Origin of the sequence: Paenibacillus tianmuensis, assembly GCF_900100345.1 — a bacterium.
GTDB classification, from domain to species: Bacteria; Bacillota; Bacilli; order Paenibacillales; family NBRC-103111; genus Paenibacillus_G; species Paenibacillus_G tianmuensis.
In genome coordinates, this window is the sequence record NZ_FMTT01000007.1 from 117,387 (window position 1) to 139,232 (window position 21,846).

Below are 21,846 nucleotides of genomic sequence, written 5' to 3' on the forward strand. Positions count from 1 at the left end.
GGCCTCCTCTTTCGTCAGGATATCTTTCCAGGCTTGCCGCATCGTCCGGCGTCTCAGAATAGAATTCATCATACGAATAGGTGTAAGGAATCTCTTCGTAACTCATGATACCCTCTCCCTTTAGGCTTGATAGAAAACATATGCACTCTATGCAAATGCCTATAATCCTTACCAAGTATATGAGACGGGTGCCCAAACGTGACCGGAAAAAAGGGAGAGCTTGTTTGTTTTTTTCCAGAGAAGGCCAGCATAATTGATTTCGGGTTGCCCCCACCACCTCCACTGGACAAAAGCCCCGTGCCTTTGTACTGCCAGCGTACGCGGACAGCGGAAAAGGGTGAGAACATGCTCTCCTTTTGCAGATGGATCAAGCGCCGGGGCGAAGCACGTCAAAAAGACCGCTCCAGGAGCGGTCCGGTTATCACAGATGTCTGTGCAAGTTTTCATAGCTTACTAAAGGCGCTTGTCCGATAAGACAGGACGTCCCAGCCCGGCATCAAGCCTCAGTTGCCGCTCCCTACTTCTTCACGGCGCAGCACGAACTTCTCAACAACGTGCTTGACACCGTCCTCATTATTGCTGAAAGTCACATAATCGGCGATTTCCTTCAACGACTCGACGGCATTGCCCATCGCGACACCAAGCCCCGCCACCTCCAGCATTTCGCGGTCGTTCCAGCTGTCTCCGATACCGATGACTTGCTCAAGCTCGATACCGAAATGCTCGGCCAGATGCGCAAGCGCATGCCCTTTAGTGCCTTCGATATGCACGATTTCCAGAAAATGCGGCTTCGATTTCGTAATATGCACCTGCCCGCCGGTCAATCCGCGGAGCTGCTCTGCGACCCGGTCCAGCAACTCCGGTTCGTCGATGATCAGCAGCTTCATCGAAGCCTGAGACGCCAGCTCTCCGAAATTTGGGTACACGGTATAAGGGATTTTCGAAAGCGCGGCGTACGCTTTAGCTTTATCATTGTCTTCCTTGACATACAGCACATCGTTCACGTACGTTTGCAGGTGCAATCCTTCGGACTCACAAAAATCGAAAATGAGCCGCGCCGCGGCGGCGGGCACGGTCCGTTCGTACAAGACGCGTCCGTCGATTGAATTTTTGACGAGCGACCCCTGGTATGTAATCAGCGGCACGTTTAGTTCCAACTGACCGGCGAGCAGCTTGGCCGAGGCGTACATGCGTCCGGTGGCCAGCGTAACGATGACTCCTTCAGCTAGTGCCGCGGCAAGCGCTCCTTTGGTTCCTTCCGTGATCTGCTTCTCGTCGTTGATCAGCGTATCGTCGATGTCGATTGCAAGCATTTTGTACATGGTGCGCTCTCCACTCCTGTAAAGTCAAATTGCTCTCATTATAACGTACGGCGCATATTTTTCAAGCTTTTTTGTTCATACGCTTGAGCAGGGAGCCGTTCCGCAGGCATGTGCCGGTTGAACAACCACATCGGCGAATTCGCGCAGCGCTTGCCGAATCCGGATCGTAGCTTCGGTCGAGGCGTCGTTGGAAAGCTTCAAGGCGATCTTCGAAATTGTGAGAAATCAGACAGAAAAAATAGTTCGAATTGCCCGATGATTAATTTATAATTAATTTATGAATAAAAGGCTTGGGCTAGTGTAGCGCTTCCTTAACATCAACGCGCGAGACAACAATGAGATGAGGCGGATGGTTATGAACTGGATTGCTTGGCGTAAACCGATGATCGCGGTGATCGCGGTCTATTTTGCGGTATTCGCCGCAGCAAAATGGGGCTTTGAGGCGGGTGAACGCTTTTTCCTGCTTTGGGAGAACATTCCGCCCGCTGCTTCGCTTGCTATGCTGCTGCTAACTTACCGGGCCCGCCGGGGCAGCGCGGGAACGTTCTGGCTGCTGATGGCTGCGGGCGCCTGTTTCTATTTGCTGGGGCAACTGGTCTGGTCCTTCTATGCCTGGGTGCTGCTAATTCCTCCGCCGACGATCAGTTTAGCCGACCTGTTCTGGAACATGCAGACCGCGCTGTTTTTTGCCGCTTTGTTTTACTTGTTGTTTCGGGAAAAAAGCATCTCGCAAGGCATCCGGTTTCTTTTCGACTGTATCATGATCCTGCTGATCGTCGGTACGGTCAGCTGGGAGTTTGTCATCGGGCCCAACATGCAGGCGATGCTGTCCAGTCCCGATGGGTTCGGTCAAGCGGCGGTTCTGTTGTACCCGATAACGGATTTCGGGATCTTGCTTTGCCTGTTCGTTCTTCATTTCGCTTATATGCCTTTGTTCGACCGGCGGGTGCTTTCCTTGATCACCTTCGGTTTCGTCGCCTTTATCGCCAAGGATACGATTTATGTGTTCGACGTGATCTCGGGGAACTATCAGGCAGGGCAGTGGTACGACCTGCTGTGGAGCGCGGGGCTGTTCGCATATGGCTTTGCGGGCTGGCATGCTTCCCACCCCAAAGACCGGCCTGCGCCGGAGGCGCGCTTCGTCTCGGGCGCCCGTCTGCTGCGGTTGCTTTTTCCTTACGCCGGCTTCGCGATCTTATTCGTGTTGATGCTTCGCCGTATCGACAAGCCGGACGCCATCGTGGCAGGTACGGTCATGGTTACCGTCCTGATCCTCGTGCGCCAAATCTCTATGCTTCTCGAGAATGAAAAGCTGGTGAGGCGCCTCAAACAAATGCTGGAAAAAAGTGAGTTTCTTGCGTCCCATGACGACTTGTCCGGGCTTCCGAACAAGCGCTTGTTCGAGCGGAAGGCGCAGGAAGCGATCGAGAACGCCTCGCTGGACGGACAGCCGCTTGCGGTGCTGTTTCTCGATCTGGACCGCTTCAAATACATAAATGATAGTCTTGGCCATGTGACGGGCGACGAATTAATCCGTCAAGTGGCGGAACGGATTCGCAGAATCGTTCCGGAGACGTGCATCGTCGCGCGCCAAGGGGGCGACGAATTTACCATTTTGACCGGGTCGCTCGCCTCTTCCCGGCAAGCGCAAGCACTTGCGGAATCGATTCTCCGGGTCGCCGCCGAGCCTTTCAAGGTCGGGGTTCACGAGATTCAAACCTCAACGAGCATCGGTATTGCGGTGTACCCGGAAGACGGTCTGTCCATAGCCGATCTCATGAAGCATGCGGATGCGGCCATGTATCAGGCCAAAGAGCTGGGCGGAGGCCGGTTCCGGTTCTTCACGCCGTCGCTGAAGGACGGCATGCTGAGAAGCATCCTGATGGAGCGCGCGCTGCGGCATGCGCTGGATCACGACGAGCTGTTTCTGTGCTACCAGCCGCAGGTGTGCTCCGAGGATTTGACGATCGTCGGGGCGGAAGCGCTGCTGCGCTGGCGAAATGCGGACGGGCATCTGGTACCGCCTTCCGACTTTGTGCCGCTCGCGGAGGATACCGGTTTGATCGTGCCGATCGGCGATTGGGTCATTCGGACGGCGTGCAGGCAAGCCGTCGAGTGGGAGCGGGAAGGGAGGCCGCCGCTTAAAATTGCGGTTAACGTCTCGCCCAGACAGCTCGTGCAGGACGGTTTCGTAGATAAGGTGACCGATATTTTGAAGGAAACGGGAATGGCTCCCGGCCGGCTGATTATCGAAATTACGGAAGGCGTCGCGCTGCAGAATACGAAGGAAACGACCGATACGCTGCTGCGCCTCAAAGCGTTGGGGCTGCATATCTCGATGGACGATTTCGGTACGGGGTATTCGTCGCTAGGCTATTTGCGGACGTTCCAGGTCGATTCGCTCAAAATTGCGCAGTCGTTCGTCGGGGAAATGGCCGAGAACGAAGGGCATGCCGGAATCGTCAAAGCGATTATGGCCATGGCCCGGAGCCTGAATTTATCGGTCGTAGTCGAAGGGGTGGAGACAGAGGAGCAGGTGAAGCTGCTTCGAGCGATCGGCGGCTGTACGATTCAAGGCTATTATTTTTATAAACCGATGCTGCCTGACGAATTTTCCGTTTTATGGGATAAGGCGAAGCCATAAAACCCGCAGACCTGAACGAGCCAGGGCCTGCGGGTTTCCTTGTACGGCGGCGTTATTTTTTCAGATCCAGCCGGATTTCGCGGCCATCGTTCGTCAGGGAGATCGGCTGGCTAGAAGCACCCTTCTCCTTCATATAATCGACCCAGGCGTCCAGCATGATCATGCCGTCCTTCCAGTCCTTCACTTCGGCAAACGTCGTGAATCCGTCCCCGGAGCCGGTCGACATGAAGTCGTTGGTTGTCACTTTGAAGGTACGGCTGTCGTTCAGCTTCCCGTCAACATAGATCGGAGTGCCGTCCAGCAGCGTAATTTTGCTGTATTTCTGACCCTGCGGCTTCGTGTTGTCCCACTCGACCTTCAGACCCGAGAATTGCATAGCCGGCAGCTTGGAATATTGGTCCGTGACCTCAAGCAGCGTCTTGATCTGGGCGGCGGTCATCGTGCCGGTGCGGTTGTAGTTGCCGAACGGCAGCACCTCAAACATCATGCCGTAGGTTACTTTGCCTGGCTCGATATCCGCGCGCAGCCCGCCGATGTTCGTGAAGGCAATATCGGACTTCTCGGCCCAGCGCATCGCATCGGTGACGGAGTTGCCAATCGGCGTCACGCCGTCACGTATCTGATTGCCGTTCATGTCGTACCGGTAGGAGCGTGTCGTCCATTTTTCGGCGGCTACGGCGATTTGCTTGTTGGTTTGCTCGGCAATTTTCGCTTGGTAGTCGGCGACCGTTTTTTGCACGTCTTTTTTCGCGGTCGTCAGATTCGTATACGTTTCCAGCAGGCCGGCGCTTGAGGAAACGACTTTTTTGCTGTCCTTGTCGACATAAAGCTGAATGTGGCCGACGGCGTACAGCCAGCTTTGCGCTTCGACGACCGGAATGTGGTTCACGATCCCGGATACGCGCCGGTGGGAATGGCCTCCGACGATGGCGTCCAGCGTACCGTTGCCCGTCCCGTTCGCCAGATCGACGAGCTCGCCCATAATTTGCTGCGATTTGGCGTCTTGCTCGCCCGGCAGGTGGGAGGTCACCACGACGATGTCGGCTCCTTTGCCGCGCAGCTCGGCCGACAGCTCCTTCGCGTACGGAACCGGATCGGCGAACGTCAAGCCTTCGATGTTGGTGGACTTGGTCGTCGTCTTGGTCTGCGGCGTAGCGAGGCCGATAATGCCGACCTGCAGCCCGCCCTTCTCCACGATGGTGTAAGGCTGTGTCCAGTCGACGCGCTTGCCGGTTTTGTCTTCGATGATGTTGGCTCCGAGAATCGGGAACTTCGCTTTCTTGATGTTGTCGATCAGCGTGTCGCGGCCGAAATCGAACTCATGGTTGCCGATGGCGGCAGCGTCGTATTTGACCTGAGCCATCGAATCGATGACGGATTGGCCGTTCGTCGTATTGGAGATGAGCGTTCCTTGCCATGCGTCTCCGCCGTCTACGACGACCGTACCGCCGGGATTGACCGAACGGAAATCGTCGACGATGCCGCCGAGCGTTTCGATGCCTCCCTGCGCCTGATTACGCTTCTTGTCGAAGCCCACTTCGATATGGCCGTGAATGTCGTTCGTCGTAAGAATATCGATAACCTGGAAAAGGACCGGTTTCAGCGCCTTGACCGCTTCGTCGCGGGTCACGGAGCCCTTCGGATCGAAATCGCTGCTCAGCTTCGGCTCAAACAGGCCGGCGAGCACCCCGTAAGCGACATACGGGCGGGACGACTCGCCGATGGAGGAAGCGTCCTTGAAGTAGCTCAGCACGTTCTGGTTTACTTTCGGCGCCTGGCCTTTGGTGAGGGCGCGCACAACAAGGACGGCCAGCTCTTCGCGGGTCACCGGACGGTTCGGCTCGAAGAGGCCGTTGTCGCTCTTGGATACGATGCCGGCGGCGACAGCGTTGGTAACGGCTTCAAGCTGCCACGCCTCCAAGTCGGAGAAAGGCAGCGTCGATTTGTTGCTCTTCGCCAGCTTGGCCGCCCGGTTCAGCATGGTGACGAGCTCCGCGTGGGTCACCGGCCGGCTGCCGCGCAGATCGGTATCGTTCGGATACCCTTCTACCGCTCCTTTCTCGAAGGCCAGTTGCATGTCGGATTTGGCCGGAGTCGAAGCGGCAGCTTTAGTTGCCGTCGCCGGTTCGGCCGCCAGCGCGTAAAGGACGCCGGAGAGCCCGGGCGCGCTCAGCAGCGAGGCGGAGAGCACCGATAGGATGGCGGTTTTTTTCCAGTGGGATGAATGCTTGGTCAAATGTTTTCCTCCTCAAACGATGGTTATATATGGTAACAAATCTATTATAGCGGATAAATGTCATCAGGGTGTGAACGCGACTCATATTTTTTGATGAAGCGGGCCTTGAAACTCACGAACGATCGAGGGCGACCGATAATAAATATATAGACTGCAGGACATCATGTCGAACGGGGTGCGCAAGGAGGACTCTGGCTTCAATCCTCACGAAGTCGGAAGATATCGATATTTGTAAAAGAACGTAATATCTATTAGAATAATATTAAAAGTTGTAATATGGGAGAAGAGGTGTGAGTAGTCGATCTTAGGAAAAAAGCTCAAGAGAATCTGATTGACCTCTCCAAAAAGCCATAATCAGCTTGAATAAAGGTTTTTGATGGCATTTCCAACGAGTTAGCAAATCGGTCATTTGGTAATACCAAATAACAACGGAGGAATAGGATATGAGCACAATGAGTTCTTTTTCTAACTGGCTCTCGCGCACGAAAGGCAATTTAGCGGACGGTGTAAAACGATTCAAAAACAAGGACCTTCTGGATGCGATCGTAGCCGGCTGCGCTATGGTTGCTGTAGCTGACGGAACAATTGAAGCTGCTGAAAAGCAGAAAATGGCTGGTTTTCTTGGTCGTAGCGAGGACCTCAGTGTCTTTAACATGAGCGAGGTTATCGAGCGCTTCAATCACTTTGCGGAAAATATGGAATTCGATGTCATGATAGGTAAGCAAGAGTCGCTTCGAGTAATCGGTAAATTTAAGTCGAAACCGGAAGTCGCACGTATTATTGTTGGGGTTTGTTGTGCTGTTGGCGCTGCAGATGGCGATTTTGACGACAATGAAAAAGGTGTGGTCAGGGATATTTGTAATGTTCTCGGACTTATGCCAAGTGAGTTCGGACTGTAGAAAGTAGATAGCGCAAGTAATATGTATCAAACGGACGAAGAAGCGCCTTCGGCGGTTGTTCAAAACTGCAAGTTATGTTGAAAAATGTCTAAAGTTAGAATATGCTAGAAACGTAATGAAAGGGGGTGTAAAAGACCTATGTCAATCTCACTGGTAAAGGGACAAAAGATCGACTTAACCAAAGGCAACGCAGGTTTGACACATATAACCGTTGGACTAGGATGGGACCCTGTAGAAGTTGAGAGTAAGGGCTTTTTCAGTAGGAAAAAGGTTGCTGCCAACGTCGATTGTGACGCTTCGGCACTCATGCTCGACGCTAATGGAAAATTGAGTCAAGAGGGACATTTGATCTGCTTCTACAATCTAACTAGTCCTTGCGGTTCAGTGAAACACTCCGGTGACAATCTTACCGGAGAGGGAGATGGCGACGATGAGCAGATTCATATTGCGCTGGAAAAGGTGCCCGCAGACGTACATAGAATCCTGATGTGCGTAAACATTTACGACTGCGAGTCTCGCGGTCAGGATTTCGGAATGATCAAGTCTGCATTTATTCGGGTAGTGAATTCCAAAAATAGTCAGGAACTGATCCGTTTCAATCTTACGGAGAACTACGCGGGGATGACGGCGTTGATCGTCGGGGAAATTTACCGTCACAACGGCGAGTGGAAGTTCAACGCTATTGGCGAAGGCGCTCACGCTGTTCATATTGATATTCTCGCTCAACGATACACGTAAGTCCAAATATACTATGTGAGGAGACAAACACAATGGCAATTTCTCTTTCTAAAGGGCAAAAAGTTGATTTGACGAAGACGAATCCGGGGCTTACCAAGGTGATTGTCGGTCTTGGCTGGGACACCAACAAATATGACGGCGGCAAAGACTTTGACCTTGATGCCTCCGTGTTCCTGCTCAACGCATCCGGTAAGGCCGCTTCCGAGAAGGACTTCATTTTCTACAATAACCCGCAGAACAGCAACGGTTCTGTAGTGCATAGCGGCGACAACCGCACTGGCGCAGGCGATGGGGATGATGAAGTAATCAAGGTTGACCTGTCCGCAGTACCTCAAGAGGCGGAGAAGATCTCCTTCTGCATCACGATCCACGAAGCTCAGGAGCGCAAACAGAGCTTTGGCCAAGTTTCGAACGCTTACGCACGGATCGTAAACGAAGCCACTGGCGAAGAAGTCATTCGTTATGACCTGGGTGAAGATTTCTCTGTGGAAACGGCTATCGTCGTTGGCGAACTGTATCGCCATAGCGGCGAGTGGAAGTTCAGCGCAGTAGGGGCAGGGTACAAGGACGGTCTCGCCGGACTCGTGAAAGACTTCGGTTTGGCTTAATCGAATAAGCGCCTGGAATAGGGCCGTCCATGACAGGCGGCCTTTTTTTACGAAATAAATCATAAAAAAGGAGAAAACCAACATGACAATCAGTCTTTCCAAGGGCCAACGTATTGACCTGACTAAGGACAACCCGGGGTTAACCAAAGTTGTTGTCGGTTTGGGTTGGGATATCAACAAGTATAGCACTGGTGCAGATTATGACTTGGATGCTGCTGCATTCATGTTGCATCAGGACGGAAAGGCGAAGGATATCTCGGACTTCCTCTTTTACAATAACCCTAAATTGTACAATGGCGCGATAGAGCATACCGGAGATAACCGTACCGGGGCAGGTGACGGCGATGACGAACAAATCGTAATCGACTTCCAGAAGGTCCCTGATTTCATCCAGCGCATCGGAATCACTGTGACGATTCACGAAGCGGAAGCCAGAAAACAAAACTTTGGCCACGTCTCTAACGCCTTTGTACGAATCGTTGATGCAGCAACAAATCGCGAGATTCTCCGCTATGACCTCGGTGAAGTGTTTTCCCTTGAAACCGCAGTCGTGATTTGCGAGTTATACCGTCAAGGATCAGATTGGAAGTTCCAGGCTGTCGGTTCCGGATTTACAGGCGGCCTCTCCGCGCTTTGCAAGAATTACGGTTTGGATGCCCAGTAATAGATTATAAGGGGGCTGTCAACGAGAACAGCGCCCCGTCCTCATTCTCATTCCCTTGACTGAAAGGTTGATACTAATGACCACCGTACTCGCGAAAGGACAAAAGGCAGACCTTACGAAGAGCAATCCAAACTTGAGCACCGTCGTAGTGGGCATGGGCTGGAAGTCGCCTGGCAGTTCTATTGAAGTAGACTTTTCTGCTTTTTTACTCTCGGGGGTTTCCAAAGTAACAAAAGATGAGGACCTTATTTTCTATGGCAATCCATCTGGCCCCAATAACAGCATGTATGTGAACAATAACCTATCCAGTTACGCAGGTATTCAAGACAAAGCTCAGCTATCGGTTTCTTTAAGTAGTATTCCAACTCAATACGAACGAATTTCTTTTGCCTTAACCATATATGAAGGCGAGAAGAGACGCCAAAACTTCTCCATGCTAGATGATACATACATTCGCATTATAGATTCGGTAAGCGGCCACGAGTTGCTCCGTTTTAACATGGGAAAATCCTTCTCCGTGGAAACGGCTATCGTCGTAGGGGAATTATATAGATATAACGGTGAGTGGAAATTCAACCCTATTGGTTCCGGTTATTCAGGGGGACTGGAGGCTTTGTGCGGAAGCTTCGGAGTAGATATATCGCAAGAGACACAGAGCGTTCCGAAGGTTATACCTGAGCCTGAGAAAGACGTTTCTCCTGTCCCTGACACTCCTAGCGCAATCAATCTTTCCAAGATCGAATTGAAGAAGAAGGGTGACGTTGTTAACCTGCAAAAGAGCACAGGCTCCATGGGCGAGATTCTGGTGAATTTAAACTGGAATCAAAAAAAGTCAAAAGGCTTTTTTGCATCTAAGGGGGTCGACCTTGATTTAGGGTGTCTCTTTGAGCTTAAGGATGGTCGAAAGGGAGTTGTACAAGCTCTTGGCGAAAGCTTTGGCGACCTCAAACGACCGCCTTTCGTAGCCTTGGACGGCGACGATCGTACAGGTTCTGTAACGACAGGCGAAAATCTTCGAATCAACGGGCAGCACATTTCAGAGATTAAACGCGTGGTTATATATGCTTTTATCTATGAAGGTGTTGCAAAGTGGTCTGAAGCAGACGGTATTGTCACCATCAAACAAAACGGTGAACCGGACATTGAAGTGAAGCTGGATCAGCATGATAACAAGAAGCGGATGTGCGCGATTGCAATGCTCCGAAATGTCAACGAACAGACGGTCAGTATTGAAAGGCTTGTTGAATATTTTTCAGGCCACCAAGAATTGGACAGAGCGTATAATTGGGGGTTAAGGTGGGTAGCAGGAAGTAAATAAATGCAAGTCTAGCGCTCTATTTTAGGAGGAAGCATCGTAAATGGATTTTCTCAACAGCTTCATCAACAATTTCATGGAATTCTTTAACTGGGCGAATGTCACGGCCATTCTATCAGACCCTGTAAATTGGGGAATCATTGCTTCTCTCATTGTGTTGGAAGGCTTGTTATCAGCGGACAATGCACTCGTTCTGGCAGTACTGGTAAGCCATCTGCCAAAGGAACAGCAGAAGAGAGCTTTATTTTATGGCTTGTTGGGAGCTTACGTCTTCCGATTCCTTGCAATCGGCGTAGGCACCTTCCTTGTTAAAATTACATGGATTAAGATCGCCGGAGCTTTATACCTGCTCTGGATCGCATGCAGCAATCTGTTTGATCTCGAAGTGAGATGGCTCCGGGTTGGAAAGATCCCACTCCTCCCGTATATTGCCAGAAAAGCCGACGATGAAGAAGGGGGATCCGTTCAAAACAAGAAAATGGGCTTCTGGCGCACAGTAGTAACCGTAGAGTTAATGGATATCGCTTTTAGTGTCGATAGCGTTATTGCAGCGTTCGGTGTAAGCAATCAGGTGTGGGTGCTGTTCCTCGGCGGCATTCTTGGCGTTCTCATGATGCGCGGTGTAGCTCAGGTATTCCTCAAACTTATCGAGCGTTTCCCTGAACTGGAAAAAGCCGCATTCGTTCTAATTATTATTATCGGTGGAAAAATGCTTGCAGCAGTTGCCGGGTTCGAAATATCGCATCTGGTATTCTTCGGACTACTGATAGCTGTTTTCGTTGGAGCAATGGTGCTCAGTTCCATTCGCAAGAAAGCAGCAGATAAAGGTGATTCGGAATCGGCATAATTCTCCATATCAATCAAATTTGGTCATTATCAAAATTGTCCCTCCTTATATAGGAGGGATGTTTTATGACCAGCGAGCCCTATAAGGAGGGTGAATATGCGATATTTCAACTATCTTACTCGCGACGAGGAAGAAAGCCTTTTTCATCTACCGCCCTCGAAATTTTCCAATACATCAGAGAAGGAGCTGTTGGCCTATGCGGTCGGTGCAGCCCTTTATATGCCTGCTACCAGGCAAAGCATTGCTGACGAGATCGTGACGGGAAAGTATCCGGGTCTTGTCTCTGTTGTTATTGACCTGGAGGATGCTGTAGGCGACCACCAGGTAGAGCTTGCCGAAGAAACATTAAGTCAGCAGTTCTACCGGCTTTATTCGTTAGTTCGAATGGGTGCGCTAACCTATGAGGAGCTGCCTTTACTATTTATTCGTGTTAGGACGCCTCAGCAAATGACGCGAATGATAGCGTTACTGGAAGATGCCATGAAACTTGTAACGGGATTTGCATTGCCGAAGTTTAGTGAAGACAATGGTATTCAATACTTCGAGCTTATAGAAGCATACAACCGGCAGAAGCCAGTAGACTTACCGACCTTATATGGAATGCCAATTCTGGAAACTGCCGAAATTATGTACCGGGAGACACGGGCTGAAGCATTGAATGCAATCCAACACTTACTAACCAGGTTCAAAGAATATGTCCTGAATGTGCGCATTGGGGCAACTGATTTTTCAAGCTTGTATGGACTTCGAAGAAAACCGGACATGACCGTTTACGATATTGGTGTGCTTCGGGACTGTATTACAGACGTCGTAAATATTTTTGGAAGAATTCAAAATCAGTTTGTCATCTCAGGCCCTGTTTGGGAATATTTCAAAAGCGACCGTGTGTTAAAGCCGGTACTACGACAAACATCTTTTGAGGAGTCAGAAGGCAGGGCCGACCGTCTAATCCGATTAGAATACATCAATGAGTATTTGGACGGACTCCTACGTGAAGTGGTTATGGATAAGGAGAATGGCCTTCTTGGCAAGACCATCATTCATCCGACGCACATTATTCCGGTGCAATCTTTATATGCTGTAACCCATGAGGAATACATGGATGCAAAGAACATTTTGAATTCCAACAATGGTCTTGTTGGCGTTGTAAAAAGCCAGTATTCCAATAAAATGAACGAAATCAAGCCACATTTGAATTGGGCCAAAAGAATAATGATCCGATCAAAAGTATACGGGGTGTTACATGAAGGAAAAAACTTTACCTCTATCCTCATTGGCCACGAGTCAACGAAACAAGAGCAGTCACTCATTTCAAATACTTAATGATTTGGAAGTAACCGTGGACATCACGGACAACCCCTTGAACCTGTCACCTGCAATTCTCTTTCAGATGGCGGCAAGGATAAACAAAAAACGAAGTTTTCTATTCGTAAGTAAAATCTTAGGGAAGCACTTACCGGTTAATCCGCACATTGCCCTTTTGGGAGGCGCTTCTCTGGGCAGTTTGTATTACCAAAAGTTGGGCTATCAAACCCCGTTTGGCATTTCGGATATGGTGGAAGCCTTTCAGGATAGCAGACGCGCAAAGGATCTCTATGAGCTGCTCAAGCATAGCCCACTCCAATTGTATGATCCCACGTTGTTCATCGGTTTTGCAGAGACAGCTACAGCACTGGGACAAAGCATGTTTGATGTGTTTAGGGGACCCATTCAATACCTTCATACAACTCGAGATTTCGTTAAGGGAGTCGAACCTGTCATCAGCTTTGAAGAAGAGCATTCGCATGCTACTGCTCACCGTTGCTACCCACTCGACGAGGACTTCTTCGGTGGGCCTGAGTCTATCGTTCTCGTGGACGATGAGATCACAACGGGGAAGACGGCCCTTAATATTATACGAGCTCTTCATCGGAGGAGGTCCCATTCCAATTATGTGCTTGCCTCTTTTTTAGATTGGCGCTCGGAGGCAGACATTGACAAGTTTGCGCAGCTTGAGCGCGAACTTGGAATCACGATTACATGTCTCTCGTTAATGAAGGGGAAAATTCACGTAACTGGAAGCCCTGGGGAATGCGAAACGGGGGAGCTTGGCCCATCGGTATTAGGTAAGGGAAGGGTAGAACACCTATTCGTGGGAGGTTATTTCGAGCACATCTCTCATAAATCCGTAGATTCATCCGGTGAAGAAAACCCAATGCATTACCTTAAGGCAACGGGACGTTTTGGTGTCGCGGGCTCTTATATCCCCATCATGGACGAGCAAATCATGAAGTGCGGACACTACCTTCAATCCAAACGTAAAGGGAAACGCACGTTATGTATGGGGTCTGGAGAATTCATGTATATTCCGATGCGCATTGCAGCAGCGATGGGAGAAGGGATAAGCTATCAATCCAGTACACGAAGCCCCATCTATCCATACACAGGAGAAGGCTATGCCATTCAGAACGGCTTTCCGTTTGCCAGCCATGAAGATTCTACGATCCCCAATTTCTTTTATAACATTCAGACAGATGAATACGACGAAATCTTTGTATTTGTGGAACGAGTAAATAACCTTGCAGTTCTATCATCCTATCTTGAAGCAGTACAGCGTACATCTATACCTAATATCCATTTTGTTCATTTTGCTAAGGAGGCATAATGGAGATGTCTACCGAGGTTCTCGCGAGTCGCATCGCCAGCCCTAAACCGCTAGGCAGCTATAATTCCGAAGATGTCATCTTTCTATTAAAAGATTTAAGCGAAATCCATCTTGAGAAAGGAACAGAGGACAGGGAGGAAGCTATACAGGCCGGCACACACTATTCGGAGATGCTCCCCGTTGAGTATCAACCTACGCAGGAGTATATTCATCTGTTCCATGAGACACTAGCGGTCACGGCTCGCAAGGTTGCTTTTGCAGCCGCAGTTACAGCAGAACAGATCGCTGCCAAGCGAGGCCACAACATCATGCTGGCATCGTTGGCCAGAGCGGGGACGCCGATTGGAATTCTGCTCAAGCGGTACTTCAAAGCGATTTATCAACATACTTTACCTCATTACAGTATTTCGATTATCCGAGGTAAAGGGATAGATGAAAATGCGGTTATCTACATGTTGAATCAACACCCCGGCTATGAAATTCAATTTGTCGATGGTTGGACAGGAAAGGGAGCGATACGCAAGGTACTGACGGATGCTACCCAAACAATCTTGGCGAAGTACGGCATACCGCTCAATGACGATCTGGCTGTCCTTGCAGACCCAGGGCAATGTTCTTCCACATTTGGCACCAGAGAGGATTTCCTCATTCCGAGCGCATGCTTGAACTCTACAGTATCGGGTCTGATGAGCCGTACAGTCCTTCGTGATGATTTGATTGGTCCTCATGACTTCCATGGCGCGAAATTTTACAAAGAATGGCTCTCGGATGATCTATCCAACCATTTTATTGATACGGTATCAGCGTATTTTCAAGAAGTCGCGGGAGAAGCACAGCTAGTAGCAAACCAGCTTTTAAACGATAGTTCTAAAACAGAGGAAACGTGGAAGGGTTTAAATGACATCAAGCGGATTCAGCTGGATTTCGGAATTCCGGATTTGAATTTGGTGAAACCGGGGGTGGGTGAAACCACGAGGGTTCTTTTGCGCCGCGTGCCATGGAAGATTCTTATTGACCGATGGGATAACCCGAATTTGCGGCACATTTTGTTACTGGCTGCGGACCGTAATGTTCCAGTAGAAGTGTACCCGAATCTGACCTATTCTTGCTGCGGCATAATTAAACCCTTGAAGGGCGGAGGGGAATGACCTTGATTTTCGCTACGGATTTGGATAAAACCCTCATCTATTCGAAGAACTCTATGGATGACATCGTACCCGAGGAAGAATTAATACCGGTCGAAGAAAATGGGGGAGCCTACACCTCTTTCATGACGAAGCGTGCAATAACCCAGTTAAGTGAAATCGAGAAATCCGCATTCATCGTACCCGTGACCACCCGTACCATTACACAGTACAAGAGAGTCTTTTACTTCAACAAGGTCTTGAACCTGAGATATGCCATAACTACCAATGGAGGGAACATCTTGATCGATGGATCCCCTGACGAGGAATGGTCGGCACTCGTTCAAACCGCGTTGCGCACGAGCGCAGATCATCTGGAAGTAAAGGCGATGTATGACCAAATCTCCTCGCCTGAATGGGCATTACGCGGATGGCTTTGTGATGGTTTGTTTTACACGATGATCATTGACCCGGAAAAAACACCTTTCGAGCGGTTAGATCAGTTCCGAGAAACCATACATCACATGGGATGGGTACTCTCCGTACAAGGGCGGAAAGTATATCTGGTCCCGGCTCGCGTGACCAAGGGGGAGGCCATGCTTCACCTGAGTAAGCGGCTAGGCTCCAAGTTTATTGCAGCTTCTGGCGACTCTCTCCTGGATGCGAGCTTGTTAGCTATCGCTGACTATGCGATTGCACCCGGTCATGGAGAGCTGTTTGGTAAGTCGTCATCCGGATTCATATATCAATTTACGCAGAAAACGGGGATTCGAGCTTCCGAAGAAATACTGGAACGGGTCCATCGTGAACTACAACACTACCTTGCGCAAAACTCATCGGCTAGCTGATCAACCAGGAGGCCATTACGAATGACAACACGGATATGGTTTAATCGAACCTTTGCAACGGCAACGCATTACGTGGATATGATCAGGAACAACCCGGACGGTAAGGTCGTTGAGATCTATGCAACCCATCCCAAGCGACATTCACTCATGCTTCAGGCGGCAGATCACGCAGACTTGGAACCAGATCTTTCGATGGAACAATATCCACAGTTTTGTATCGATTATTGCCGGCAGCACGCTATCGACATCTTCATCCCTCACTTCGGATTATCGGAAATTGCCAAGTATGCCGATGAATTTGAACGCGTAGGCACGAAAGTAATGCTTGGGGGAAATGCTGACTTACTCCGTCTCGTTTCGGATAAGGGAGATGTGTTTCGGAAACTCGCCGATGTAGAGGGGCTTACAATACCAGAGTATCACATCGTCTCCACGGCCGAGGAGTTTGAAGCAGCCTTCCGAAGTCTCAAGGAAAAGGGGCTGAACGCTTGTTTTAAGCCCGTTACCGGCGAGGGGGGAGCAGGCTTTCGAGTTATCGATGACATGCCGCCAACGCTCGACATCTTGTATCGCTCAATTAAGCCTAATATGTATATAGGCGATGTATTGAGAATGCTGTCTGTCGTGGAATCCTTCGAGCCACTCATGGTTATGGAGCTGCTAACGGGCCCGGAATATAGTGTAGATTGTCTGGGAAACCAGCAGAGTCTTCTGGCAGCTGTTCCTCGTAAGAAGGTGGAGGGGAGGATCCGAGCGCTTGAAGATAATTCGGAGCTTATCCGGTTGGCCGCTGCCATTCATGAACGCATTCCGCTTCAATACAACTTCAATATCCAATTTATTTACCAAGACGATACACCCAAGCTGCTTGAAATCAACCCGAGAATGTCAGGCGGTTTATACACCTCTTGTTTAAGTGGCATTAACTTTCCATATCTAGCCGTCAAAATGCTGCTGAATGAGGAGATTGTGGTACCGGCGCCAAACCTCAACTTAATGGCCACTCATGTTGAAAAGGAAGTGCTGTTAAAACACGATTTCAATGGTTAGAATCGTTATCTCCCCAAATTCATTTAAAGTTGTGAAAAAACCTCACTTCATCCAAGGATGAAGCGAGGTTTTTTGTCTACCCCCGTATGATATTGGCTTCCTCCGCGGCTTTTAGCCAATCCGGAAATTCGTTTAGAAGCAGGTCGTAGAGTTCATGATCTTGAATGTTTTCGATGTCATTAATCTGGAAGAAGTTCGCATTATCAATGACACGTCCTTCTATGGTGTCCAGTTTCTTGAGAACACCAAAGTCGCTATTGCCAATGCCTACAAACTGCCAGAATAGAGGCTGGCTTGATGAATCAACGACCACTTGGTCTATGGTATCGCCTTTCCCTCGTTTAACCCCTCCATCATTAATAAACACGATATAGGCAGGAAGGGCGCTGGGCTCTTCGACAGTAAATTTCTTAATGACATCCCGCATGACAGGAGGTTCATCGTTGCGGCCGAACTTAGAAATAGTAGCGTTGTTCATGATATTTCGTTCAACGTAGTCCTCAACGTTATGCTCGGTGGCAGCGGACAACCGGGAGAAATTGTGGTCATAAATCCAACAATCGAGCGACCCATCGTCATCAAATTGTGTAGCAATCGCCAAGATCCGTTCAATGACCTTCTGAACGACGCCGCTTTTATAATGGGGCCTCATCGATCCGGAGCCATCCAGGACTAGACCGACTCGTGCCTGTACTCGGGTTAGATTCTTTTTCTCAAGCACAATACGAGCATTTTGTTTTAGCAGATTAATCGACATGGCGGTTCCCCCAGATGAGATGAATTAAAGGCGCGTGTATGCGGCTCAAAACCTTGAGCTTCTGACATGATCTCATATTATATTACCAAAAAAATTCAAATTATGTAAGTAGAAACCGACACCCGGCAGGATGAAATAAAGTAGACAAATGTGGAAACAATGCTAGCATACACCTTCGCTGATACACATATACATTAGCAAAAAATGATGAGGTGAACAGCATGATAGATTTCTTGATTTGCTTGGGATTATTACTGGTACTCACCATTGTGGCAGCATCTGAACACGCAGAATCTATTTCCGAGCTAAACCAGTAATCAAAGGATGGATGGTCTAAAACCCGGACTCGTTATATAATGATATTTATTGATTCCTCACGCTGCGGCGAAGACAACAGATCGCACTCACGCAGAATGGCATAGCAAATCAAGCGATAAAAATGCTCAAAGCACAACGGTTTCATCTCGTTTTGTGCCTTGAGCGTAGCGAAAGGAATGGACATAACGAATGAGAGCATATTTAGACCTGCTTAGTGATGTACTGGAACAGGGGGTTCGTAAGGAGGATCGAACCGGCACGGGTACGGTTTCCGTTTTTGGAAGGCAGATGAGAATAGACCTGGCAAAGGGATTTCCGCTGCTGACGACCAAAAAACTGCACATAAAATCGATTGTTCATGAACTGCTGTGGTTCTTAAGCGGTAGTACGAATGTAAAATATCTTCGTGAGAACGGCGTTACGATTTGGGATGAATGGGCCGATGAGGATGGCAATCTTGGCCGTGTCTACGGTGCTCAGTGGAGGACTTGGCACGCTCCTAATGGCAAAATCATTGATCAAATAACCAACGTGATAAATCAAATCAAAACGAATCCGGATTCCCGCAGGCATTTGGTTAGCGCTTGGAATGTTGCAGAGGTAGATCAGATGGCTTTACCGCCTTGTCATTATGCATTTCAATTCTATGTAGCCAATGGCCGGCTGTCCTGCATGTTTCAGATGCGGTCTGTCGATTCCTTCTTGGGACTTCCATTTAACATAGCATCGTATGCACTCCTGACTCATATGGTCGCGGAGCAGTGTGGTCTTGAAGTCGGTGACCTGATCTGGACAGGCGGCGACGTGCATATCTACTTAAATCATATGGAGCAGGTTCAATTACAGTTAACGCGAGAGCCATATCCTTTACCAACACTTATAATTAAACGCAAACCGGAATCCATTTTTGACTACAAATTCGATGATTTTGAGTTTGAAGGGTATCAGTCCCATCCCGGTATTAAGGCTCCTATAGCTATCTAGCAAAATGAAAATAAGACAGGAGACAAGGAGGGTGTTCGCGTGACGATTTCTTTCATACTGGCGATGGACGAAGCTCGCGGCATCGGCATCGACAATAAGCTGCCGTGGCGCTTACCGGCGGATTTGGCTTATTTCAAGCAAACGACGAAGGGGCATACGGTGCTGATGGGCCGCAAGACGTTCGATTCCATCGGCAAACCCTTGCCCGGACGGCGCAATGTCGTGCTGACCCGGGACGACCAATTCGCTGCGCCGGGCTGCGAGGTGGTCCATTCGGCGCAGGAGGCGGCCGCCGATTACGGCCGCGGCGGAAGCCGGGCATCCGAGGAGCTGTTCGTCATCGGCGGCGCGGAGGTATACCGGCAGCTGCTCCCGTTCGCAGACCGGCTGTACATTACGGAGATCGCACACCGGTTCGCGGCGGATACGTTTTTTCCCGAGCCTGAGCCCGGCGAATGGCGCGAGGTGTCGCGACAGCGCGGCGTGAAGGATGAGAAAAACCCGTACGATTACGATTTTGTCTTGTATGAGCGGGTCTGAATGTAACGTTTCTCCAAAAAAGGAATGAAGCCGGAGCTTTTCGCGCATCTTAAAGGTTGAACCGTGTGCACATCCCAGCATGATTGAGAGGAAGATGCCGAACATGACACAGGTTAACCAGCATCAAATGCCGATCCGGCATGTGATCGACAACGCGGAAAAAGCGATCCAGGTGGCCAAGGACGCCGAAATGGCCGTCCGCCACGCGCAGCTTCAGTCCGATCCGCACAAGCTGTCCTCTGCGCTCGCGGAGCTGGAGTCGGCGCAGCAGGCGCTGGCGAAGGCGCAGAGCCAGATGGCGGCACAGGACCACGAGCATCACGGACAGGAGCTCGTGCAGGTACAGGACCAGTTGAACCAGACGCAGCAAAGCTTGGACGTAGTCGCATCGAACACCGAGCAGCCGAAGCAAGTTCGCTGACTGGACGCAGGTTCGCGCCGCCCTGCGGCATTTAAGCGAAAAAAAGCACAGGCCCGCCGATCAAATTCGGCAGAGCTTGTGCTTTTTTAATCGGCTAGCCACAGACTTTGGTTCAACTTCACTTGTTCGATCATATGACCGATGTTTCCTTCGCCCGCAAAAAGGGTCATGTCAAAAAAATCTTGGTTTAAATCAGACCAATACAATTCGTTCTCTTCCCCCGAAACGACGACTTCACGCTTTAATTTGCCAACATAAACTTCAACATAGCAGTTCTGCAAATAGTATTTAAAATCCATTACATGATGCAAAGTCACATCTTCTTTGGAAATACAGGTTTCTTCAAATAATTCTCTGTACGCAGCTTCAAGCCCTGTTTCTCCACTTTCGATTTTTCCCCCGACTAAATTGCTTAATCCTTTGTAGGGGTTCTTCAATCTTTTGCACATGAGCAGTCTATCCATATGTTTATTGTATATCATAAGAACGTTGTACCCTTGCAAGAATGAATCCCCCTATTTTTACGATTGACGCATACAACTATTCGACTTTGGCGATGCAATATCCTGCCAATCGTTCAGCGAGAAAAAGCAAATTATCAAAGTTGGGGGGCCTCATATAGGGACGCTACCGTTACGCCTGCATGTGCCGTCACGCCGATAGAACCAATCCCTTGAACCGAGTGTAACGTATGGAATGCATTTCATAGCAAGCGTTTTTTTCTATAAAAAGCACCGCACTATGCTACAATAAAGCTAACGAAGGGGAGGAGTGGGACGGCTATGGCAAACATTAAGGAAATTGCCCGCATGGCAGGCGTTTCGGTTACGACGGTTTCCCGCGTGCTGAACCGTCATCCGTATGTGAGCGAGGATAAAAGGGTCGCCGTTCTGGAGGCGGTGCGGAAGCTGGACTATGTGCCGAATTTGAATGCCATCCATTTGATCAAAGGCAAGACGTCAATGATCGCGGTGGTGCTTCCTTATGTGGATAATCCGTACTGGAGCTCGCCGGTGGAAGGTATCTTGAGCGAGGCGAACCGACGCGGGTACCGGGTGGTCCTCTGCCAGACGAACTACCGCGCCGAGGAAGAGCTCAAAGTGCTCGAAATGCTAAGAATGAAGCAGGTCGACGGCGTCATTATTACGTCGCGGACGAACGCTTGGGATGCGATCAAGCCTTATTTGGCTCACGGTCCGATCGTCGTTTGCGAGGATGCAGGAGACGAGCCGCTATCCTGCGCCTATATCGACCACTACCGCAGCTTTGAAACGGGCCTGCGCTATTTGACGTCCCAAGGACACCGGCACATCGCATGCTGCATCGGCAGGCGCAACAGCAATACGAGCCTGGCGCGGGAACGCGCCGTCCGCGAAGCGCTCGTCGCCGTGCAGGAGCCGCTGCGACCGGAGTGGATGTTCTACGACGCGCTATCGATGGAAGCGGGCGTTGAGGTCGCGCATCGGCTGACCGGCATGAACCCGCGTCCGACGGCGGTGCTGACGGGCACGCATCAGACCGCGGCGGGGCTGGTCGCCGAAGCGCGCAAGCTCGGGCTTCGCGTATCGGACGATTTGGCCGTGATCGGCTTCGATAACCATATGCTCGGCCAATTGCTCGAGATTACTGCGGTGGAGCAGTCGAACAAGGACGTGGGCCGCGCCGCTTTTCAAATGCTGTACCGCTATATTGCAGAAGACCGGTATGAGGCGGAAAAGCAGGAGCTGCCGGTCCGGCTGGTGGAACGGTCGACGGTCTGAAGTGCGCGGAAAGCTGGACAAGCAGAGCGGTGCCAGCTATACTAATACCTAGAATTACGATACATAGATTTACGATGCTTGTATTCGAACGATAGCATAGGCAATGGAAAGGAGGCGCGATTTAGCG

The 21,846-nt window shown here is 50.0% G+C and carries 21 protein-coding genes; 16 read left to right on the plus strand and 5 right to left on the minus strand.

Annotated elements, in window-relative coordinates; translation table 11 throughout:
* Positions 1-503: 503 nt before the first annotated feature.
* Both BLO51_RS07260 and BLO51_RS30745 read right to left on the minus strand, forming a co-directional pair.
* Positions 504-1,322, minus strand: a complete 819-nt coding sequence (locus BLO51_RS07260; protein WP_090669041.1) for a Cof-type HAD-IIB family hydrolase — start codon at positions 1,320-1,322, stop codon at positions 504-506.
* Positions 1,323-1,397: 75 nt separating this feature from the next.
* A complete protein-coding gene (locus BLO51_RS30745) occupies positions 1,398-1,523 on the minus strand; it encodes a hypothetical protein (RefSeq protein ID WP_281180331.1) in 126 nt (41 codons plus the stop codon).
* A 154-nt stretch (positions 1,524-1,677) separates the two neighbouring features.
* Here BLO51_RS30745 and BLO51_RS07265 point away from each other — a divergent pair, with 154 nt between their 5' ends.
* On the plus strand, positions 1,678-3,966 hold the full coding sequence (locus BLO51_RS07265; protein WP_245719565.1) for a putative bifunctional diguanylate cyclase/phosphodiesterase: 2,289 nt from the start codon (positions 1,678-1,680) through the stop codon (positions 3,964-3,966).
* A 52-nt stretch (positions 3,967-4,018) separates the two neighbouring features.
* Here BLO51_RS07265 and BLO51_RS07270 read toward each other — a convergent pair whose 3' ends face one another.
* Positions 4,019-6,202, minus strand: a complete 2,184-nt coding sequence (locus BLO51_RS07270; RefSeq protein ID WP_090669048.1) for a 5'-nucleotidase C-terminal domain-containing protein — start codon at positions 6,200-6,202, stop codon at positions 4,019-4,021.
* Positions 6,203-6,654: 452 nt separating this feature from the next.
* On the opposite strand from BLO51_RS07270, the gene BLO51_RS07275 reads away from it, so the two are divergent.
* The 11 genes from BLO51_RS07275 (at position 6,655) to BLO51_RS07325 (ending at position 16,939) form a co-directional block, all read left to right on the plus strand.
* Positions 6,655-7,101, plus strand: coding sequence for a TerB family tellurite resistance protein (locus BLO51_RS07275; protein ID WP_090669222.1), 447 nt, complete (start codon positions 6,655-6,657; stop codon positions 7,099-7,101).
* Between the two features lie 138 nt (positions 7,102-7,239).
* Positions 7,240-7,839 (plus strand): TerD family protein, encoded by a 600-nt coding sequence (locus BLO51_RS07280; protein ID WP_090669051.1) that lies wholly within the window; start codon positions 7,240-7,242, stop codon positions 7,837-7,839.
* Positions 7,840-7,871: 32 nt separating this feature from the next.
* Positions 7,872-8,447, plus strand: coding sequence for a TerD family protein (locus BLO51_RS07285; RefSeq protein ID WP_090669054.1), 576 nt, complete (start codon positions 7,872-7,874; stop codon positions 8,445-8,447).
* An 82-nt stretch (positions 8,448-8,529) separates the two neighbouring features.
* Positions 8,530-9,111 (plus strand): TerD family protein, encoded by a 582-nt coding sequence (locus tag BLO51_RS07290; RefSeq protein ID WP_090669057.1) that lies wholly within the window; start codon positions 8,530-8,532, stop codon positions 9,109-9,111.
* Positions 9,112-9,187: 76 nt separating this feature from the next.
* Entirely contained in the window at positions 9,188-10,429 is a 1,242-nt protein-coding gene (locus BLO51_RS07295; RefSeq protein ID WP_090669060.1) for a TerD family protein, read from the plus strand.
* Between the two features lie 40 nt (positions 10,430-10,469).
* Positions 10,470-11,273, plus strand: a complete 804-nt coding sequence (locus BLO51_RS07300) for a TerC family protein (protein WP_090669063.1) — start codon at positions 10,470-10,472, stop codon at positions 11,271-11,273.
* A 96-nt stretch (positions 11,274-11,369) separates the two neighbouring features.
* On the plus strand, positions 11,370-12,596 hold the full coding sequence (locus tag BLO51_RS07305; protein WP_090669065.1) for an HpcH/HpaI aldolase/citrate lyase family protein: 1,227 nt from the start codon (positions 11,370-11,372) through the stop codon (positions 12,594-12,596).
* A complete protein-coding gene (locus tag BLO51_RS07310; RefSeq protein WP_217266699.1) occupies positions 12,547-13,917 on the plus strand; it encodes a phosphoribosyltransferase family protein in 1,371 nt (456 codons plus the stop codon). Before BLO51_RS07305 ends, BLO51_RS07310 begins: the two co-directional genes overlap by 50 nt.
* Positions 13,917-15,065 carry a cysteine protease StiP family protein gene (locus BLO51_RS07315; RefSeq protein ID WP_090669070.1) on the plus strand — a complete coding sequence of 383 codons (1,149 nt, stop codon included), beginning with the start codon at positions 13,917-13,919 and terminating at the stop codon, positions 15,063-15,065. Before BLO51_RS07310 ends, BLO51_RS07315 begins: the two co-directional genes overlap by 1 nt.
* A 2-nt stretch (positions 15,066-15,067) precedes the next feature.
* On the plus strand, positions 15,068-15,889 hold the full coding sequence (locus BLO51_RS07320) for an HAD family hydrolase (protein ID WP_090669073.1): 822 nt from the start codon (positions 15,068-15,070) through the stop codon (positions 15,887-15,889).
* Positions 15,890-15,910: 21 nt separating this feature from the next.
* Positions 15,911-16,939: an ATP-grasp domain-containing protein gene (locus BLO51_RS07325; protein WP_090669076.1), complete on the plus strand. Its 1,029-nt coding sequence runs from the start codon at positions 15,911-15,913 to the stop codon at positions 16,937-16,939.
* 76 nt (positions 16,940-17,015) lie between these two features.
* On the opposite strand, the gene BLO51_RS07330 is transcribed toward BLO51_RS07325, so the two are convergent.
* Positions 17,016-17,696, minus strand: coding sequence for a vWA domain-containing protein (locus BLO51_RS07330; RefSeq protein ID WP_090669079.1), 681 nt, complete (start codon positions 17,694-17,696; stop codon positions 17,016-17,018).
* A 507-nt stretch (positions 17,697-18,203) separates the two neighbouring features.
* On the opposite strand from BLO51_RS07330, the gene thyA reads away from it, so the two are divergent.
* The 3 genes from thyA (at position 18,204) to BLO51_RS07345 (ending at position 19,959) form a co-directional block, all read left to right on the plus strand.
* The gene (gene thyA / locus BLO51_RS07335; protein WP_090669082.1) at positions 18,204-18,998 is read left to right on the plus strand and encodes a thymidylate synthase; all 795 of its coding nucleotides are present in this window, start codon (positions 18,204-18,206) and stop codon (positions 18,996-18,998) included.
* Between the two features lie 39 nt (positions 18,999-19,037).
* Positions 19,038-19,538 (plus strand): dihydrofolate reductase, encoded by a 501-nt coding sequence (locus BLO51_RS07340; RefSeq protein WP_090669084.1) that lies wholly within the window; start codon positions 19,038-19,040, stop codon positions 19,536-19,538.
* Positions 19,539-19,641: 103 nt separating this feature from the next.
* On the plus strand, positions 19,642-19,959 hold the full coding sequence (locus BLO51_RS07345; protein ID WP_090669087.1) for a hypothetical protein: 318 nt from the start codon (positions 19,642-19,644) through the stop codon (positions 19,957-19,959).
* A gap of 86 nt (positions 19,960-20,045) precedes the next feature.
* Here the strand turns inward: BLO51_RS07345 and BLO51_RS07350 are convergent, their stop codons facing one another.
* A complete protein-coding gene (locus BLO51_RS07350; protein ID WP_090669090.1) occupies positions 20,046-20,462 on the minus strand; it encodes an NUDIX hydrolase in 417 nt (138 codons plus the stop codon).
* Between the two features lie 279 nt (positions 20,463-20,741).
* Here BLO51_RS07350 and BLO51_RS07355 point away from each other — a divergent pair, with 279 nt between their 5' ends.
* Positions 20,742-21,719: a LacI family DNA-binding transcriptional regulator gene (locus BLO51_RS07355; RefSeq protein WP_090669093.1), complete on the plus strand. Its 978-nt coding sequence runs from the start codon at positions 20,742-20,744 to the stop codon at positions 21,717-21,719.
* The last annotated feature ends 127 nt before the right edge of the window (positions 21,720-21,846 follow it).

Excerpts from the sequence above, each read along its gene's own strand:
- BLO51_RS07260 (WP_090669041.1), bottom strand. The coding sequence starts at position 1,322 with ATGTACAAAATGCTTGCAATCGACATCGACGATACGCTGATCAACGAC.
- BLO51_RS07265 (WP_245719565.1), top strand. The coding sequence starts at position 1,678 with ATGAACTGGATTGCTTGGCGTAAACCGATGATCGCGGTGATCGCGGTC.
- BLO51_RS07275 (WP_090669222.1), top strand. The coding sequence starts at position 6,655 with ATGAGTTCTTTTTCTAACTGGCTCTCGCGCACGAAAGGCAATTTAGCG.
- BLO51_RS07280 (WP_090669051.1), top strand. The coding sequence starts at position 7,240 with ATGTCAATCTCACTGGTAAAGGGACAAAAGATCGACTTAACCAAAGGC.
- BLO51_RS07285 (WP_090669054.1), top strand. The coding sequence starts at position 7,872 with ATGGCAATTTCTCTTTCTAAAGGGCAAAAAGTTGATTTGACGAAGACG.
- BLO51_RS07290 (WP_090669057.1), top strand. The coding sequence starts at position 8,530 with ATGACAATCAGTCTTTCCAAGGGCCAACGTATTGACCTGACTAAGGAC.
- BLO51_RS07295 (WP_090669060.1), top strand. The coding sequence starts at position 9,188 with ATGACCACCGTACTCGCGAAAGGACAAAAGGCAGACCTTACGAAGAGC.
- BLO51_RS07300 (WP_090669063.1), top strand. The coding sequence starts at position 10,470 with ATGGATTTTCTCAACAGCTTCATCAACAATTTCATGGAATTCTTTAAC.
- BLO51_RS07305 (WP_090669065.1), top strand. The coding sequence starts at position 11,370 with ATGCGATATTTCAACTATCTTACTCGCGACGAGGAAGAAAGCCTTTTT.
- BLO51_RS07315 (WP_090669070.1), top strand. The coding sequence starts at position 13,917 with ATGGAGATGTCTACCGAGGTTCTCGCGAGTCGCATCGCCAGCCCTAAA.
- BLO51_RS07325 (WP_090669076.1), top strand. The coding sequence starts at position 15,911 with ATGACAACACGGATATGGTTTAATCGAACCTTTGCAACGGCAACGCAT.
- BLO51_RS07330 (WP_090669079.1), bottom strand. The coding sequence starts at position 17,696 with ATGTCGATTAATCTGCTAAAACAAAATGCTCGTATTGTGCTTGAGAAA.
- thyA (WP_090669082.1), top strand. The coding sequence starts at position 18,204 with ATGAGAGCATATTTAGACCTGCTTAGTGATGTACTGGAACAGGGGGTT.
- BLO51_RS07345 (WP_090669087.1), top strand. The coding sequence starts at position 19,642 with ATGACACAGGTTAACCAGCATCAAATGCCGATCCGGCATGTGATCGAC.
- BLO51_RS07355 (WP_090669093.1), top strand. The coding sequence starts at position 20,742 with ATGGCAAACATTAAGGAAATTGCCCGCATGGCAGGCGTTTCGGTTACG.